Origin of the sequence: Nannocystis bainbridge (genome assembly GCF_028368995.1) — a bacterium.
GTDB lineage: Bacteria > Myxococcota_A > Polyangia > Nannocystales > Nannocystaceae > Nannocystis > Nannocystis bainbridge.
The window spans coordinates 429998-444079 of record NZ_JAQNDL010000003.1; the positions used below are offsets into that span (position 1 = coordinate 429998).

At 71.6% G+C, this 14082-nt stretch carries 10 protein-coding genes; 2 read left to right on the plus strand and 8 right to left on the minus strand.

What is annotated here, in order from left to right:
* Positions 1-213: 213 nt before the first annotated feature.
* From POL25_RS27115 to POL25_RS27135, 5 genes are all read right to left on the minus strand, one after another.
* The gene (locus POL25_RS27115; RefSeq protein ID WP_272089111.1) at positions 214-672 is read right to left on the minus strand and encodes a hypothetical protein; all 459 of its coding nucleotides are present in this window, start codon (positions 670-672) and stop codon (positions 214-216) included.
* An 88-nt stretch (positions 673-760) separates the two neighbouring features.
* On the minus strand, positions 761-1732 hold the full coding sequence (locus POL25_RS27120) for an L-threonylcarbamoyladenylate synthase (protein ID WP_272089112.1): 972 nt from the start codon (positions 1730-1732) through the stop codon (positions 761-763).
* Between the two features lie 41 nt (positions 1733-1773).
* On the minus strand, positions 1774-2754 hold the full coding sequence (locus POL25_RS27125; RefSeq protein WP_272089113.1) for a serine/threonine protein kinase: 981 nt from the start codon (positions 2752-2754) through the stop codon (positions 1774-1776).
* Positions 2755-2985: 231 nt separating this feature from the next.
* Positions 2986-3513 carry a carboxymuconolactone decarboxylase family protein gene (locus POL25_RS27130; protein ID WP_272089114.1) on the minus strand — a complete coding sequence of 176 codons (528 nt, stop codon included), beginning with the start codon at positions 3511-3513 and terminating at the stop codon, positions 2986-2988.
* 40 nt (positions 3514-3553) lie between these two features.
* Positions 3554-4087, minus strand: coding sequence for a peroxiredoxin (locus tag POL25_RS27135; RefSeq protein ID WP_272089115.1), 534 nt, complete (start codon positions 4085-4087; stop codon positions 3554-3556).
* A 201-nt stretch (positions 4088-4288) separates the two neighbouring features.
* On the opposite strand from POL25_RS27135, the gene POL25_RS27140 reads away from it, so the two are divergent.
* Complete coding sequence (locus POL25_RS27140; RefSeq protein ID WP_272089116.1) at positions 4289-5785, plus strand: sigma 54-interacting transcriptional regulator; 1497 nt, start codon at positions 4289-4291, stop codon at positions 5783-5785.
* A gap of 132 nt (positions 5786-5917) precedes the next feature.
* On the opposite strand, the gene POL25_RS27145 is transcribed toward POL25_RS27140, so the two are convergent.
* Entirely contained in the window at positions 5918-6568 is a 651-nt protein-coding gene (locus tag POL25_RS27145) for a zf-TFIIB domain-containing protein (protein WP_272089117.1), read from the minus strand.
* 55 nt (positions 6569-6623) lie between these two features.
* Here POL25_RS27145 and POL25_RS27150 point away from each other — a divergent pair, with 55 nt between their 5' ends.
* Positions 6624-7223, plus strand: a complete 600-nt coding sequence (locus POL25_RS27150) for an LOG family protein (RefSeq protein WP_272089118.1) — start codon at positions 6624-6626, stop codon at positions 7221-7223.
* A gap of 114 nt (positions 7224-7337) precedes the next feature.
* Here the strand turns inward: POL25_RS27150 and POL25_RS27155 are convergent, their stop codons facing one another.
* Together POL25_RS27155 and dnaE are read right to left on the minus strand one after the other, a co-directional pair.
* The gene (locus POL25_RS27155; protein WP_272089119.1) at positions 7338-10052 is read right to left on the minus strand and encodes a serine/threonine-protein kinase; all 2715 of its coding nucleotides are present in this window, start codon (positions 10050-10052) and stop codon (positions 7338-7340) included.
* Between the two features lie 182 nt (positions 10053-10234).
* The gene (gene dnaE / locus POL25_RS27160) at positions 10235-13879 is read right to left on the minus strand and encodes a DNA polymerase III subunit alpha (RefSeq protein ID WP_272089120.1); all 3645 of its coding nucleotides are present in this window, start codon (positions 13877-13879) and stop codon (positions 10235-10237) included.
* Positions 13880-14082: the final 203 nt, after the last annotated feature.

The following is a 14082-nucleotide window of genomic DNA, read 5'->3' on the forward strand; positions in this document are numbered from 1 at the left end:
TGCCCGTCCCCGCCAAACGCCGCTTACCGACAAGCGTGAAACCCGCACTCGCGCCGGCGCGCGTGGCCTCTGCGCGACATGTCTCTCGAGACATGTCGCGCCCGGGCTACGGCGTACTTCCGCCCCTCGCCGCGCGCCCTCGACCCGAGCTTTCTCCGTGTCCTCGACGAAATAACTTTAAGACATGTCCTTCACGACATGTCCCATGATTCATCATCCGCCGCCGCGCACCAGCCGTCGCAGCCACCGCCACGCGCGGACCCACCAGCTCGCCATCGGCTCCTCCAGCGTGTCCGCCGGCGAGGGCTGGCCGCTCCGAGCCAGCATCTCGGGCGTGATGTAGAGCCCGCGCATCGTCACCCGGCCCGGCTCGTGCTCGCCGATCGAAGGCCGCGCCAGCGGGGCGAACAGCCCCAGCGCCCGGCTGCGATACCCGAACCCGTCCGGCTCCGCGGAGCGCCAGAACTCGGGCTCCGACAGCCGCGCCGCCAGCTCCGGCTCGTCGGTGAGCGGCGTGACGCGGTAGCTGATCCAGAACATGTCCTCGAACCGCGGCTCGCTCAAGTACGCGACCACGCGGTCGTCGAGCACGACGTCCCACCCCTCCGACCGCCCGTAGTCGGTCGCCTTCAGCCGGCGCCCCGGCGCCTGTCGTTCGCCGCGACGAGCCACGCGTCGAGCATACCGCGCCAAGCCTCGCCTCTGCCGCGCGAGCTCGCGCCGCGAGCCATCGCCACGGCGCGAACCGCTGCGCCGCCGCTCAGCCCTGCGCCGCGCGGCGCAGCCGATCCGCGATCGCCCGCCCGAGCCCGACCTCGGGCACCGTCTCGACCACGATCGTCTCGACCTCTGGCGCGTCGAGCTCGCGCAGCGCGGCGAACAGCGCGTGCGCATAGCCCTCGAGCTCCGCCGGCATCACCTGCCAGCGACCGACGAACCCGGGCGGCCGCGGCCGCTGGCTCATCACCGCCACCGCGGGGCCGCCCAGCGCCGCCGCCTCGCCGGGCGCCACCAGCACCACCCGGGCCCGCGGCGCATAGTGACGGTGGCGCAGACCTGGCGATCGGGACATGGCCTCCGGGTCCTGTCCCGAGAGCACATCGACCTCGCCGACGGCCGCCCGCAGCGCCTCGAGCGGCAGCCCGCCCATGCGCAGCACCATCGGCACCGGCCGCGTCGCGTCGACCACCGTCGACTCGAGCCCGACCGCGCACGGCCCCCCGTCGAGGATCACCTCGACCACCCCGTCGAGGTCGGCGAGCACGTGCCCGGCGGTCGTCGGGCTCGGCCGGCCCGAGCGGTTGGCCGACGGCGCCGCCAGCGGCCGCCCGCACGCGCGCAGCAGGGCCAGCGCGGCCGGGTGGCCGGGGATCCGCACGGCCACGGTGTCTTGCCCGGCGGTGGTCGCGTCGGGCACGACGGCGGCGCGCGGCAGCACCAGCGTCAGCGGACCTGGCCATAAAGACATCAGCCGCTCGGCCGCCGGCGGCACCGATCGCGCCAGCGCTCGCGCCTGCTCCGGGGCCGCCACGTGCACGATCAGCGGGTTGTCGGCCGGCCGCCCCTTGGCCGCGAAGATCCGCCCCACCGCCGCCGCGTCGAGCGCGTCAGCGCCGAGGCCGTAGACCGTCTCGGTCGGGAACGCCACCAGCCCGCCGCGGCGCAGCACCTCGGCCGCGCGGGCGATCGCCGCCGGGTCGTCGGCCGGCAACAGGGCTGTCTTCACGGACATGTCTCTTCCGCCATCCCCGGCTGTCCGCCGGGACATGTCCTTCAGCTCATCTTCGCCAGCTCGAGCAGCGCTTCCTTCATCTGCAGCGCGTCGGCGAAGCGGTGGTGGACCTGCTTGCCGCACGCCTTGGCGAAGAACGCGTCCATCGCCCGCGCCTTCGCGGCCGGCACGCTGTCGGAGATGAAGTGGCTGACCGGCAGCGGCTCGCGCTCGCGGTGGGCCTGCAGCAGCGCGCGCGGGTGGGCGTCGAACAGGTCTTCGAACGGGTGGCGGCCGCCGGTGACCAGCTCGAAGAACGTCATGCCGAGCGCGTAGAGGTCGGCGCGGTGGTCGATGTAGTTGCCGGGGATCGTCTGCTCGGGGGCGATGTAGCGGGGGTCGCCCATGATGTGGTGCGTGTTGTGCGACGACAGGTCGGACAGGTCGCGCGCGACGCCGAAGTCGAGCAGCTTGACCACGCGCAGCAGCGGGTCGTGCGAGTCGCGGGTGACGAACACGTTGGCCGGCTTGATGTCGCAGTGCACGATCCGCCGCAGGTGGACGTAGCGCAGCGCGTCGAGGATCTGCGAGAAGATCTCGAGGATCACCGGGATGCCCATCGGCGTGCCGCTCTCGATGAACCAGCTGACGTCCTTGCCGCGCAGGTACTCCATCGCGAACCACAGCACGTCGAACTCCTCGGCCGTGCCGACCTGGCTGACGTGCACGAGGTTGTGGTGCATGAAGCTCGCGCACATGCGGGCCTCGCGGCGGAAGTGGCGATGCGCCCACTCGGGCACGTCGTTCTTCATCACCTTGAGGGCGATGTAGCGGTTCATCAGGCGGTCGAACGCCTTGTAGACCTTGCTCATGCCGCCCTCGCCGAGGCGCTGCACGATCTCGAACTGGCTCGTGCCCGTCACCACCGTGCCGGGCGGCAGCTCCGTGCCCTGGTAGCCCTCGTACTGCGAGGTCGACGTCGGCGTGATGCCCGTCATCCCGGCGTGAGGCCGATTGCCGGTGTTTTGATCCTCGTTGGACACGTGGGGGAGCGCGGCGGGGTTGGGCTAGGTTATGCAACCTACACCACCTGGTCCCGTCTCGTCAGCCGTCCTCGCGGGGGCCGGGGCGGCGGGTCCGATGCAGGTCGCGGCGCGCACCTTAGCCGCTAGTGCGGGTGGAGCACAAAAGACAGGCGGGCGGCGCGGTGGGGCGAAATCGCCACCCCCGCGCCGCCCGCCTGCTCGGCGCCCGGGGCGCCGAACGAACGATGTTCAGACGCCGAGCTCGAGGCTGACGGCGACGCCGTGGACCACCGCCGCGGTGCGCACCGCGTCGTGGATCTGCTCCGCCGTGCCGCCGGCCTCGCGGATCGTCTTCTCGTGGGAGACGACGCACCGCTCGCAGCCGAAGACGGCGCTGACGGCCAGGCAGAACAGCTCAAAGTCGAGCTTCGAGCTGTGCGGCTTGGCGATCCGGGTCATGCGCAGGCGGGCCGGTAGCTTGTCGTAGTCCTCGCTGCCGACCATGTGCTTGAACCGGTAGTACACGTTGTTCATCGCCATCAGCGCCGCCGCGGCGCGGGCGTCCTCGACGGTCGCCGCGTCGACTTGCTCGCGCGCGGCGTCGATGAGCACCTGGGTCAGGGTCGCGTTGCGGGAAGCGATGGCGCAGGCCACCGCGATCCCCCAGCGCTGCGCCGCGGTCAGCGACGACTCCTGCAGGACGTTCTGCAGGTTCACCTTGAGGTCCCTGGCGGCCTCGGGGAGCGACTCTCGCAGTGATTCGATGGTGTTGGCCATGGTGTCCTCCTTCCTTCGCGACCCTATCCGCTGCCCGTGCTTACGGGTTGAGGGTCGCCTCGCCCTTCTGCCAGTTGCACGGGCACAGCTCGTCGGTCTGCAGACCGTCGAGCACGCGCAGCACCTCGCCGACGTTGCGGCCGACCGACAGGTCGTTGACCGAGACCCAGCGGATGGTGCCCTGGGGGTCGACGATGAAGGTCGCGCGCAGCGGCACGCCGTCCTTGTGCAGGATGCCGAGCGCCTGCGACAGCTCGCGCTTGGTGTCGGCGACCATCGGGATCTTCAGATCGCGCAGGTCGTCGTGGTTGTTACGCCACGCCAGGTGGACGAAGTGGGTGTCGGTGCTGACGCCGAGGACCTGCGCGTCGCGGTCGGAGAAGTCGCCGCTGCGACGGCCGAACTCGGCGATCTCGGTCGGGCAGATGAACGTGAAGTCCATCGGCCAGAAGAAGAACACCCGCCACTTGCCGGTGTAGCTCTTGTCGTTGATCTCGGTGAACTCTTTGCCCTTGTCGCGGCTGACGACGGCCTGGAGGGCAAACTGGGGGAACTGATCGCCTACGGTCAACATGGTCTGGTCTCTCTTCCTTGGGCGAGCGGCAACGCTCGCGGACATGGGTGCAATAGCAGGCGCCGGACCATACGACAGAGTCAACGAAATCAGACACTTGTCCGTTTGCTCGGGGCCGGCCGACCCCGACCGGTCGTGGTCCACCGTCCCATCGGTACCGAAACACTGGCATTTCGGTGCCCGGCGATCCAGACTGGGGCCATGGACACCGACGATCTCCTGCGCCGCGGCCTCGACTGGGTGGCTCGGATCGCGCCCTACGACCTCGCCGCCGTGTTCACCCTCGACGACGGCGGCCTGGTCGTCCGCGCCGCCCGCGGCAACCTGGCCAGCCAGGTCCGCGGCCACCGCATCGACCTGGCGCGCTTCCCGACCCTGCGCGAGGCGCTCGAGACGCGCCGCGCCCGCGCCTTCACCGAGGACGATCACCGCCACGGCGACGGCGATCCCTTCGACGGCGTCCTGGACCTCTCGCCCGGCCACGCCTGCATGGTCGTGCCGCTGCACGCCGCCGGCCGCTCGCTCGGCGTGCTCACCCTCGACCGCACCCACTGCGAGCGCTATCCGCAGGCCGTGGTCGACCAGGTCGAGACCTACGGGCAGATCCTCGGCCTCGCGCTCGACAACGCCGAGCGCCGGGTCGTGCTCGAGACCCTGCGCGAGGCCGAGCTCGAGCGGGCCCGCGAGCAGGACGAGGTCGCCGCCGGCTACGGGGTGCTCGAGCGCAGCGCCAGCCCGGCCGTGCGGGCCGTGGCGGCGCGCGCCCGCCAGGTCGCCGCCACCGACACGCCGGTGCTGATCCTCGGCGAGACCGGCACCGGCAAGGAGCGGCTCGCCCGCGCCCTGCACCGCTGGAGCGCCCGCGCCGACCGGCCCTTCGTCGCTATCAACTGCGCGGCGATCCCCGCCTCGTTGCTCGAGAGCGAGTTGTTCGGCCACACCCGCGGCGCCTTCACCGGGGCCACGCGCGACCGCCTCGGCCGGTTCCAGCTGGCCAGCGGCGGCACGCTGCTGCTCGACGAGATCGGCGAGCTGCCGATCGAGCTGCAGGCCAAGCTGCTGCGCGTCGTGCAGGAGGGCGTGGTCGAGCCGGTCGGCAGCGACAAGAGCGTCAAGGTCGACGTCCGCCTGCTCGCCGCCACCCACGTCGACCTCGAGAAGGCGATCGCCGGCGGCCGCCTGCGCGAGGATCTTTACTATCGCCTGGCCGTGTTCCCGCTGCGCCTGCCGCCGCTGCGCCAGCGCCTCGAGGACCTGCCGCTGCTGTCCGCCGCGATGCTCGCCGAACAGAGCCAGCGGACCGGCCGCCGCGGCATGCGGATCAGCGAGGACGGCCTGACCCGCCTGCGCGCCCACGCCTGGCCGGGCAACCTGCGCGAGCTCAGCAACGTGCTCGAGCGCGCCACCATCGTCACCACCGGCGACGTGCTCGGCCCGGAGGCGTTCGAGCTCGGCGACATGTCCCATGCGCCAGGTCCCGTCGAGCCCGCGCTCACGGCCCCGCCGTCGGCCACGCCGATGCAGCACGACGGCCGGATCGCCACGCTCGAGGAGGTGACGGCCCTGCAGATCCAGCGGGTCCTGACCCACACGCGCGGGCGGATCTACGGCCCCGGCGGCGCCGCCGAGCTGCTCGGGGTCCCGCCCTCGACGCTGCAGAGCCGGATGAAAAAGCTCGGCGTCGCCCGCACCGCGTGAGGCGCGAGCGGCCAGCGGAGCCTCGCGGCGACGAGGCCCGACGTCTGCCAGATCCGTCCGAATGGACATGCCCGTTCGAGCATGCCCTTTCGGGCATGTCCACGACGACATGCCCTAAAGTTCAGCGACGCCTCAGCGGAACAGCAGGCTCCACAGCGCGTCGACCATCGACTCGGCCACGATCTCCTGCTTCACCGGCCGGCCGGTCTCGAGCTGGGGCGGCGGCGGTGGCACGCTGCGGGCGGCCGCGCGGGCGCGGGCCGCCTCGCCGATCGCCCGCCCGCCGGCCCGCAGGAACGCCTCCACCTCCTCGAGCTCGCCGGCGTCGAGGAACAGCCCGTGGTGGCGGCACTCGTCGACGATCACCCCGCTGATCGAGCCGAAGTTGCGGCGGTTCATCACCTCGCGGCAGCGCGGGCACTCGCGGTAGCGGACATCGGACTCGCGGGTCGCCGGCGCGGGCACGCGGGCGCGCAGGTCGGCCTCGTGCATGGCCCCGGTCCCGGGGCTGGGGTCGAGGCCGGAGGTCAGCACCTCGAGCTCGCCGGCGTCGAGCCAGATCCCGCCACAGCCCGCGCAGGTGTCGAACTCGATCCCGTGGCGGACGGCGGTCGCGTGCAGCGGCTCGCCGCAGCCCGGGCAATCGCCGCCGCGGGGCGTCCGGGCGCCCGGATCGCGGTACTCCGGCGGGCGAGCGGGCTCGTCGGGCAGCAGGTCGGCCAGGGCCTGTGAGATCCGGGCAGCGCGGGCGCGGGACTCCTCCGTCGGGCGGGGACGACGCATGACCGCACGATACCAGCGAACGCCCGGTCCCGTGGTAAGAAGCCCGCGAGCGCTCATGAGCACGACGCGAACCTTCCGCCGGATCTGCATCTTCTGCGGCTCGAACAGGGGTCTCGAGCCCGGCTTCGCCGAGGTCGCCCGCGGCGTCGGCGAGCACCTGGCCCGCAGCGGGATCGGCGTCGTCTACGGCGGCGGCAAGATCGGCCTCATGGGCGAAGTCGCTGACGCGGCCCTGCGCGCTGGCGGCCAGGTGTTCGGCGTCATCCCGCAGAAGCTGTGGGACGTCGAGGTCGGCCACGGCGGCCTCACCGAGCTGTTCGTGGTCGACAGCATGCACGCCCGCAAGATGATGATGGCCCAGCTCAGCGACGCCTTCATCGCCCTGCCCGGCGGCTTCGGCACGCTCGAGGAGCTGTTCGAGGCGATCACGTGGATGCAGCTCGGCTACCACCGCAAGCCGGTCGGCCTCGTCAACGTCGGCGGCTACTACGACCACCTGCTGGCCTTCCTCGACCACGGCGCCGCCCAGGGCTTCGTCCGTGACAGCCACCGCCCGCTGATGCTGGCGGCGCCCGACATCGGCGGCCTGATCGAGCAGATGGCCCACGTCGAGATCCCCCACTTCAGCCTCGGCCACGCCCCGCCGCGGCTGTAGCCGCGAGGCGCCCCGCCGCCCGGCTCACGCCGCAGCGCGCTGTCTCAATAGACATGTCCTCTCGGACATGTCTATTTCGCCATGTCCGGACGGACATGCCCCCGGGGGCATGACCTATCCGCCATGTCCGCGCAGCCAGGCCTCGATCTCGGCCCGGTCGGCGCTCGCGTCCAGCCCCGTCAGCTCCTCCGCGGCCGCGCGGGCCAGCGCGCGCGCCTCGGCCTGGGTCGCCTTGCGGGCCCAGCGGGTGCGGGCCAGCGCGAAGCGGGCCCACGCGGCGTCGCGCGGGCGCTCGTGGGCGGCGTACAGCTCGAGCGCGCGCTCGAACTGACGCGCCGCCTCGCCGACGCGGTTGCGGGCCAGCGCCACCTCGCCGAGGCCGGTCAGCGCCGGCGCCACGTCGAGGTCCTCGGGCCCGCGGGACGTCTGGAAGATGCCGAGCGCGCGCGTGTAGAAGCGGGCCGCCTTGTCGAGGTCGCCGCGCTGCAGGTGCAGCTCGCCGAGGCTCAGCAGCGCGTAGCCGACCTCCGGGTGCTCCGCGCCGAGGGCCTTGGCCGCGCCGACGGCCGCGCGCTCGAGCAGCTCCAGCGCCTTGGCCGACTCGCCGCGGCTGCGGTAGATGTTGCCGAGGTCTTGCTGGGCGTGCGACGCCTCGATGCTCTCGGCCCCATTGGTCTGCTCGCGGATCGCCAGCGCGCGCAGGCCGAGGCGCTCGGCCTTGTCGAGGTCGCCGCGGTCGAGCGCGAGGCGGGCCAGGTTGCCGAGCGCCAGCGCGACGTCGGGGTGCTCGGGCCCGAGGATCCGCTCGAACAGCTCGAGCGCCCGCTGGTAGCACACGCGCGCGTCCTCGAGGCGGTCGCGGCGGTAGTGCAGGTTGCCGCGGTTGTTGAGCGGCCCGGCCATCTCGAGCGCGTCGGCCCCGAGCTGCTCGCTGACGATCGTCAGGATCTGCTCCATCACCTCCTCGGCCTCGTCGAGTCGGCCGCGGTCGAGGTAGATGAGCCCGAGGATGTTGAGCGCCCAGGTGCCGCGCAGCGTGGTCGCCTCGCCCTGGGCCACGTTCATCGCCTGCGCCAGCCTGGCCCAGCGGATGCCCTCCTCGTGGCGAGCCATGCGACCGCCGACGAGGTCGGCCATGCCGGTGACGATGTCGGTGAGCAGCGCGTCCTGGCCGGTCTCGGCCGCCAGCACCATCGCCTCGTCGAGCCACGCCTCGGCCTGCTTGAGGTCGGAGACATCGCTGGCGAACATCGCCGCGCGGAAGCGGGCCAGCGCCGCCAGCGGGCGCCAGCCGACCGCGTCAGCCTCGGGGATCAGCGCGCGGCTCTGCCCCAGCCCCTCCTGAAAGCGACCGGTCACCCCGAGCGTCCGCACCTGCCGCAGCGCCTGGCGCACGCGCAGCACCTCGGCGCGCACCTGCTCGTCGGCGGGCGGCGGCGACTGGCGGGCCAGATACGACAGGTCGAGGCAGGTCGTCGGCGGCGGCAGGTCGCTCACCGCCGCGACCGCGTGCTGGACCGCGTCGGCGTCGATCGCCGCGAACCGCTCGAGCGTGCCGTCGAACGCCCAGCGCGCGTCGAGCAGGCACTCCTCGGCGCGGCCGACCAGGTCGCTCGACCAGCGCGGATCGATGCGGGGCATCATGCACAGCCGCGACTTGGCGTCCGCCCACGACGCGGTGAACACCTCGACGATCGCCGACGCGCGCCGGAACGTGCGCTCGCCGAGCGCCGGCGCCGCGGCGATGAACGCCGCCTCCACGCCCGGCCGCGCCGCCGCCCACTGCGTCACCAGCTCCTGCCCGCCGTCCCAGCACGCCTCGGCCTGCCAGCGGCCCTGCACCTGCGTGTACCCGACCTCGCCGGCGATCACGGCCCCGAGCCCGAGCACCGCCGCCGCCGCGAACCTTCGCCGTCGCCGCGGCGTCCCGCTCTCGAGCTCGGCCAGCAGCGCCGCCATCGACGGCCACCGCTGCGCCGGCTCGCTCTGCATCCCGCGCTCGATCGCCTGCCGCAGCCACGACGGCACCTTCGCCCCCGCCGGCGGCTCGCGCCGCTTGTTGCCGAGGATCGCCGCGCGAAAGTCCTCCGTCGTCTTGCCCGCGTACGGCCGCTCGCCGTACAGCCCCTCCCACAGCGACACGCAGAACGCGAACTGATCGGTGCGCGCGTCGACGACCGCGCCGTTCCAGTGCTCGGGCGCCATGTAGGCCGGCGTGCCCATCAGCGAGCCCGCCTCCGTCACTCCGCTCCACAGCACCGCCGTCGGCGCCCGCATCACCGTGTTCTCCTCCGGGCTGCGCGTCGCCAGCTCGCCGCGCGCCAGCCCGAAGTCCATCACCCGCACGCGGCCGTCCTTGCCGACCATCGCGTTGAGCGGCTTGAAGTCGCGGTGGACCAGGCCCGCGCTGTGGGCCGCCGCCAGCCCGCGCCCGGCCTGCAAGTACGCGCCGAGGATCTCCCGCGGCCCGTGCAGCTTGACCCACGCGTGCAGCGTCGAGCCCGACACGTACTCCATCGCCAGGTAGAGCGTGTTGGCGTACTCGCCGACCTCGAACACCTGGACCACGTTGGGGTGTGACAGCAGCGCCAGCGCCTGGGCCTCGCGGCGCATGCGGTCGCGCTCGTCGGCCCCGCCGCTGCCGCGCAGCAGCTTGATCGCCACGCGGCGGTTGAGGTCGGCGTCGTAGCCGAGCAGCACGCGGCCCTGCGCCCCGGCGCCGAGGCTGCCGAGCACGTGGAAGCGGCCGATCCGGCGCGGGAGGCCGTCGCCCTCGTCGCGCGGCGCCGCCTCCACGCGGGTCTTGTCGTCCTCGGGGGGGCCGGGCATGCGGGCCGACGAGCATAACCGGCTTCGCCGCGCGGCCCCAAGTGGTCTCGCGCCCGCACGCCCGCGAACGCGTACGCGTGATTCTGCGCCGCGGCTCGGGCCGCCGCGTCCGCTGCGAGTCGTGCGGCCACGCAAGAACCTGGCCCGAAGACCAGGTCCTCAAGCACCCTCGCCGCGCTCCGCTAGACCAGCCGGGCCACCTTGGCGCCGAACAGCCGCTCGAGCGCCGACATCAGCTTGTCGTCGGCCCTGACCCCGAACTTGTCGCCGAACACCACCTGCCCGGCGTAGCGGTCGGACACCACCTCGAGCTCCATCGAGCAGGCGCCGGCGTTGTCGGCCACGATCTGCTTGAGACGGAGGATCCGCTCGGGCGTCAGCTGCTCGAGCTGGACCTTGAGCAGGACCTTGCGGGTCGACTGCTCGCGCAGCGTGCGGACCTCCTGCACCGACTCGACCAGGATCTTGAACTTGCTCGCCTCGCCGTCGTCGCCGGTCTCGACCTCGCACTTGCCGGTCACGAACACCGGCTCGCTGCCGATCTGCGCCAGCCGCTCGCCGAGCGACAGGCCGGTCGCCTCGTCGCTGCGGGCGTAGGTCTTGGGGAACACCACCGACTCGACGCGGCCGAACTGGTCCTCGAGCTGGAAGAAGCCCATCGCCCCCTTGCCGCTGCGGGTCTGGACCTCGCGCAGGTCGCAGATCACCCCGGCGATCGTGACCTCCTGGCCGTTGTGCTTGGGCTCGATCTGTCCCGTGCGACAGGTCGCGTGCTTGTCGACGTCCTGCTGGTAGCGGTCGAGCGGGTGGCCCGTCAGGTAGAAGCCGAGCGCCTCGCGCTCCTTGAGCAGCTCCTCGCGCGGCTCCCACGGCTCGACCTCCGGATACTCCTCGGTGTAGACTGGCGCCGAGTCGGCGATCGCGTCGAACAGCCCGAACTGGCCCGAGTCGCGGTCGCGCGAGGCGCCCTGGCCCTGCTCGATCGCCCGCTCGATCGCCGCGTGCAGGCACGCCCGGCCGCGCTTGCCGCTGATCGCGTCGAGCGCCCCGGCGCACACCAGGCCTTCTTGCGTGCGCTTGTTGACCTTCTTGAGGTCGACGCGGCGGCACACCTCGAACAGCGACGTGAACGCGCCGTCGACCGAGCGCGCGGCCAGGATCGCGTCGACCGCGTTCTCGCCGACGCCGCGGATGCCGGCCAGGCCGAAGCGGATCTGCTCGTCGAAGCCCTCACCCTCGCGCTTGCGGCGGACCACCGAGAAGTCGCGGCCCGACTCGTTGATGTCGGGGGCCAGCACCACGAGGCCCATCGCGCGCGCCTCGGCGATGAACTTGACGACGTTGTCGTTGTTCGACTTGTCGCAGGTCATCAGCGCCGCCATGAACGAGGCCGGGAAGTGGTGCTTGAGGTAGCCGGTCTGATAGGTGATGAGGCCGTAGGCCGCCGAGTGCGACTTGTTGAAGCCGTAGCCGGCGAACTTGTCGATGAGGTCGAAGATCTCCTCGGCCTTGGCGTTGGGGATGTTCGACGACGTGGCGCAGCCCTCGACGAACAAGGCCCGCTGCTTGTCCATCTCCGACTTCTTCTTCTTGCCCATCGCGCGGCGCATCATGTCGGCCGCCCCGAGCGAGAAGCCGGCCAGCACCTGCGCCGCCTGCATGACCTGCTCCTGGTACACGAACACGCCGTAGGTCTCCTTGAGGACCTCGGTCAGCAGCTCGTGCGGGTACTCGATGGCGCGCCGGCCGTGCTTGCACTCGATGAACTGGTCGACCATGCCGCCCTCGAGCGGGCCCGGGCGGTACAGCGCCACCGCGGCGACGATGTCGCCGAAGCAGTCGGGGCGCAGCTTCTTCAGCAGGTCCTTGAAGCCCGAGGATTCGAGCTGGAACACGCCGGTGGTGTCGCCGCGGCTGATCATCTCGAAGACGCCGGCGTCGTCCATGGGGATCGCGCCGAGGTCGAACGGGTCGTCCTTGGGCCGGTGCTCGTTGACGAGGCGCACCGCGGTGTCGAGCACCGTCAGCGTCTTGAGGCCGAGGAAGTCGAACTTGACCAGGCCGGCCAGCTCGACGTCGGTCATCGTGAACTGGGTGACGATCTTGCCGTCGGCCTGGAAGCACGGCACGTGCTCCCACAGGTCGCGGTTGCCGATGACGATGCCGGCCGCGTGCATGCCCGCGTGGCGGTTCAGGCCCTCGAGCGCCTGGCCGATCTTCAGCACCTCGGCGACGCGGCCGTCCTCGCGGGCGCGCAGGCGCAGCTTGCTGGCCGCCTCGGCGATCATGATCGCGTCCGACAGCTTGGCCGCCGCCTCCGGGCTCTCCTTGGCCTTGGACTTGAGCGGCTCGGGGTCGGTCATCGCCATCGACAGCGTCACCTTCGGGCCCTCGGGCACGTGCTTGGCGATCTCGTTGGCCTCCGACGGCTGCAGGCCCATCACCCGGCACACGTCGCGCACGAGGCCGCGGGCCTTGAGGCTGTGGAACGTGGCGATCTGGCCGACCCGCCCCGCGCCGTAGCGCTCGGTGACGTAGCGGATCACCTCCTCGCGCCGGTCCATGCAGAAATCGATGTCGAAGTCGGGCATGCTGACGCGCTCCGGGTTGAGGAAGCGCTCGAACAGCAGGCTGTACTGGATCGGGTCGAGGTCGGTGATGCGCAGCGCGTAGGCCACCAGGCTGCCCGCGCCCGAGCCGCGGCCCGGGCCGACCGGCACGCCGATCTTCTTGGCGTGGGCGATGAAGTCCCACACGATCAAGAAGTAGCCGGGGAACTTCATCTGCGTGATGACCCCGAGCTCGTAGTCGAGGCGCTGGCGGTACATGTCGGGGTCGAACACCTGCCCGCGCCGCTGCAGCTCGCCGAACCGCTCCTCGAGGCCCTTGTGGGCCACCTTGCGCAGGTAGCCGGGCAGGTCCTCTTCTGTCCCATCGGGCAGCTTGAAGTCCGGCAGCTCGGGCTTGCCGAGCTTGAGCTCGACGTTGCAGCGGCGGGCGATCTCGCCGGCGTTCTCGAACGCGCTCGGGTAGTTCGACCCGAAGTAGCTCAGCATCTGGTCGGGCGTCTTGATGTAGAACGCGTCGCACTCGTGCTTCATCCGCTTGGGGTCGTCGAGCGTGCGCCCCTGGCCCATGCACATCAGCACCTCGTGCGCGTGGGCCTCGTCCTGGTTGACGTAGTGACAGTCGTTGGTGGCCACCAGCGGCACGCCGCAGTCGATCGACAGCTGGGCCAGCGCCGCGTTGACCCGCTCCTGGTCGGCCATGCCGTTCGGCTGCAGCTCGAGGTAGTACGAGCCCGGCTCGAAGATCGACTTGTACTCGAGCACCGTCTGGCGCGCCGCGTCCATGTCGCCGCCGTTGATGAGGCGCGAGATGTGGCCGCCGAGGCACGCCGAGAGCCCGATGAGCCCCGCGCTGTGCTCCCGCAGGATCTTCCGGTCGATCCGCGGGTTGTAGTAAAATCCCTCGAGGTGGCCCTTCGAGACCAAGAACTGCAGGTTCTTGAACCCGACCTCGTCGCGGGCCAGGAGCACCAGGTGGTAGTTCTTCCGGTCGGTCTTGGCGTGCATGTCGCCGTCGGACACGTACGCCTCGCAGCCGAAGATCGGCTTGACGCCGGCGGCCTTGGCCTCCTGGTAGAACTGCAGCGCGCCGAACATGTTGCCGTGGTCGGTCACGGCGACGGCGTTCATGCCCCGCTGCTTGACGATCTTGCAGAGATCCTTGGTCCGGATCGCGCCGTCGAGCAGGCTGTACTGCGAGTGCAGGTGCAAGTGGGCGAAGTCCGCGCCCCCGCCAGGGATGCTGCCGTCGGCTGCCATGGCCGAAGGCTTACCACGCCTCGCGCCGCGCTCGCGTGCCTCGCCCTCGCGACGCTCGCATGCTCTCGTCACACCGAGGTCGACAGCGGGGACGGCGCAGCGGGATCCACCCGGCCAGCCGCGGGCGAACGCACCGTCCACCTCGCCCTGGAGACCGCGTTCCACTCGCTGGATCCAGCCGACGCGGGCGACGCCGTCAGCCG

What these genes read in the sequence shown, in the direction of transcription:
- POL25_RS27120 (WP_272089112.1), bottom strand. Translation starts at nt 1,732, where the DNA reads ATGTCCGTGAAGACAGCCCTGTTGCCGGCCGACGACCCGGCGGCGATC.
- POL25_RS27130 (WP_272089114.1), bottom strand. Translation starts at nt 3,513, where the DNA reads ATGGCCAACACCATCGAATCACTGCGAGAGTCGCTCCCCGAGGCCGCC.
- POL25_RS27135 (WP_272089115.1), bottom strand. Translation starts at nt 4,087, where the DNA reads ATGTTGACCGTAGGCGATCAGTTCCCCCAGTTTGCCCTCCAGGCCGTC.
- POL25_RS27140 (WP_272089116.1), top strand. Translation starts at nt 4,289, where the DNA reads ATGGACACCGACGATCTCCTGCGCCGCGGCCTCGACTGGGTGGCTCGG.
- POL25_RS27145 (WP_272089117.1), bottom strand. Translation starts at nt 6,568, where the DNA reads ATGCGTCGTCCCCGCCCGACGGAGGAGTCCCGCGCCCGCGCTGCCCGG.
- POL25_RS27150 (WP_272089118.1), top strand. Translation starts at nt 6,624, where the DNA reads ATGAGCACGACGCGAACCTTCCGCCGGATCTGCATCTTCTGCGGCTCG.
- POL25_RS27155 (WP_272089119.1), bottom strand. Translation starts at nt 10,052, where the DNA reads ATGCCCGGCCCCCCCGAGGACGACAAGACCCGCGTGGAGGCGGCGCCG.
- dnaE (WP_272089120.1), bottom strand. Translation starts at nt 13,879, where the DNA reads ATGGCAGCCGACGGCAGCATCCCTGGCGGGGGCGCGGACTTCGCCCAC.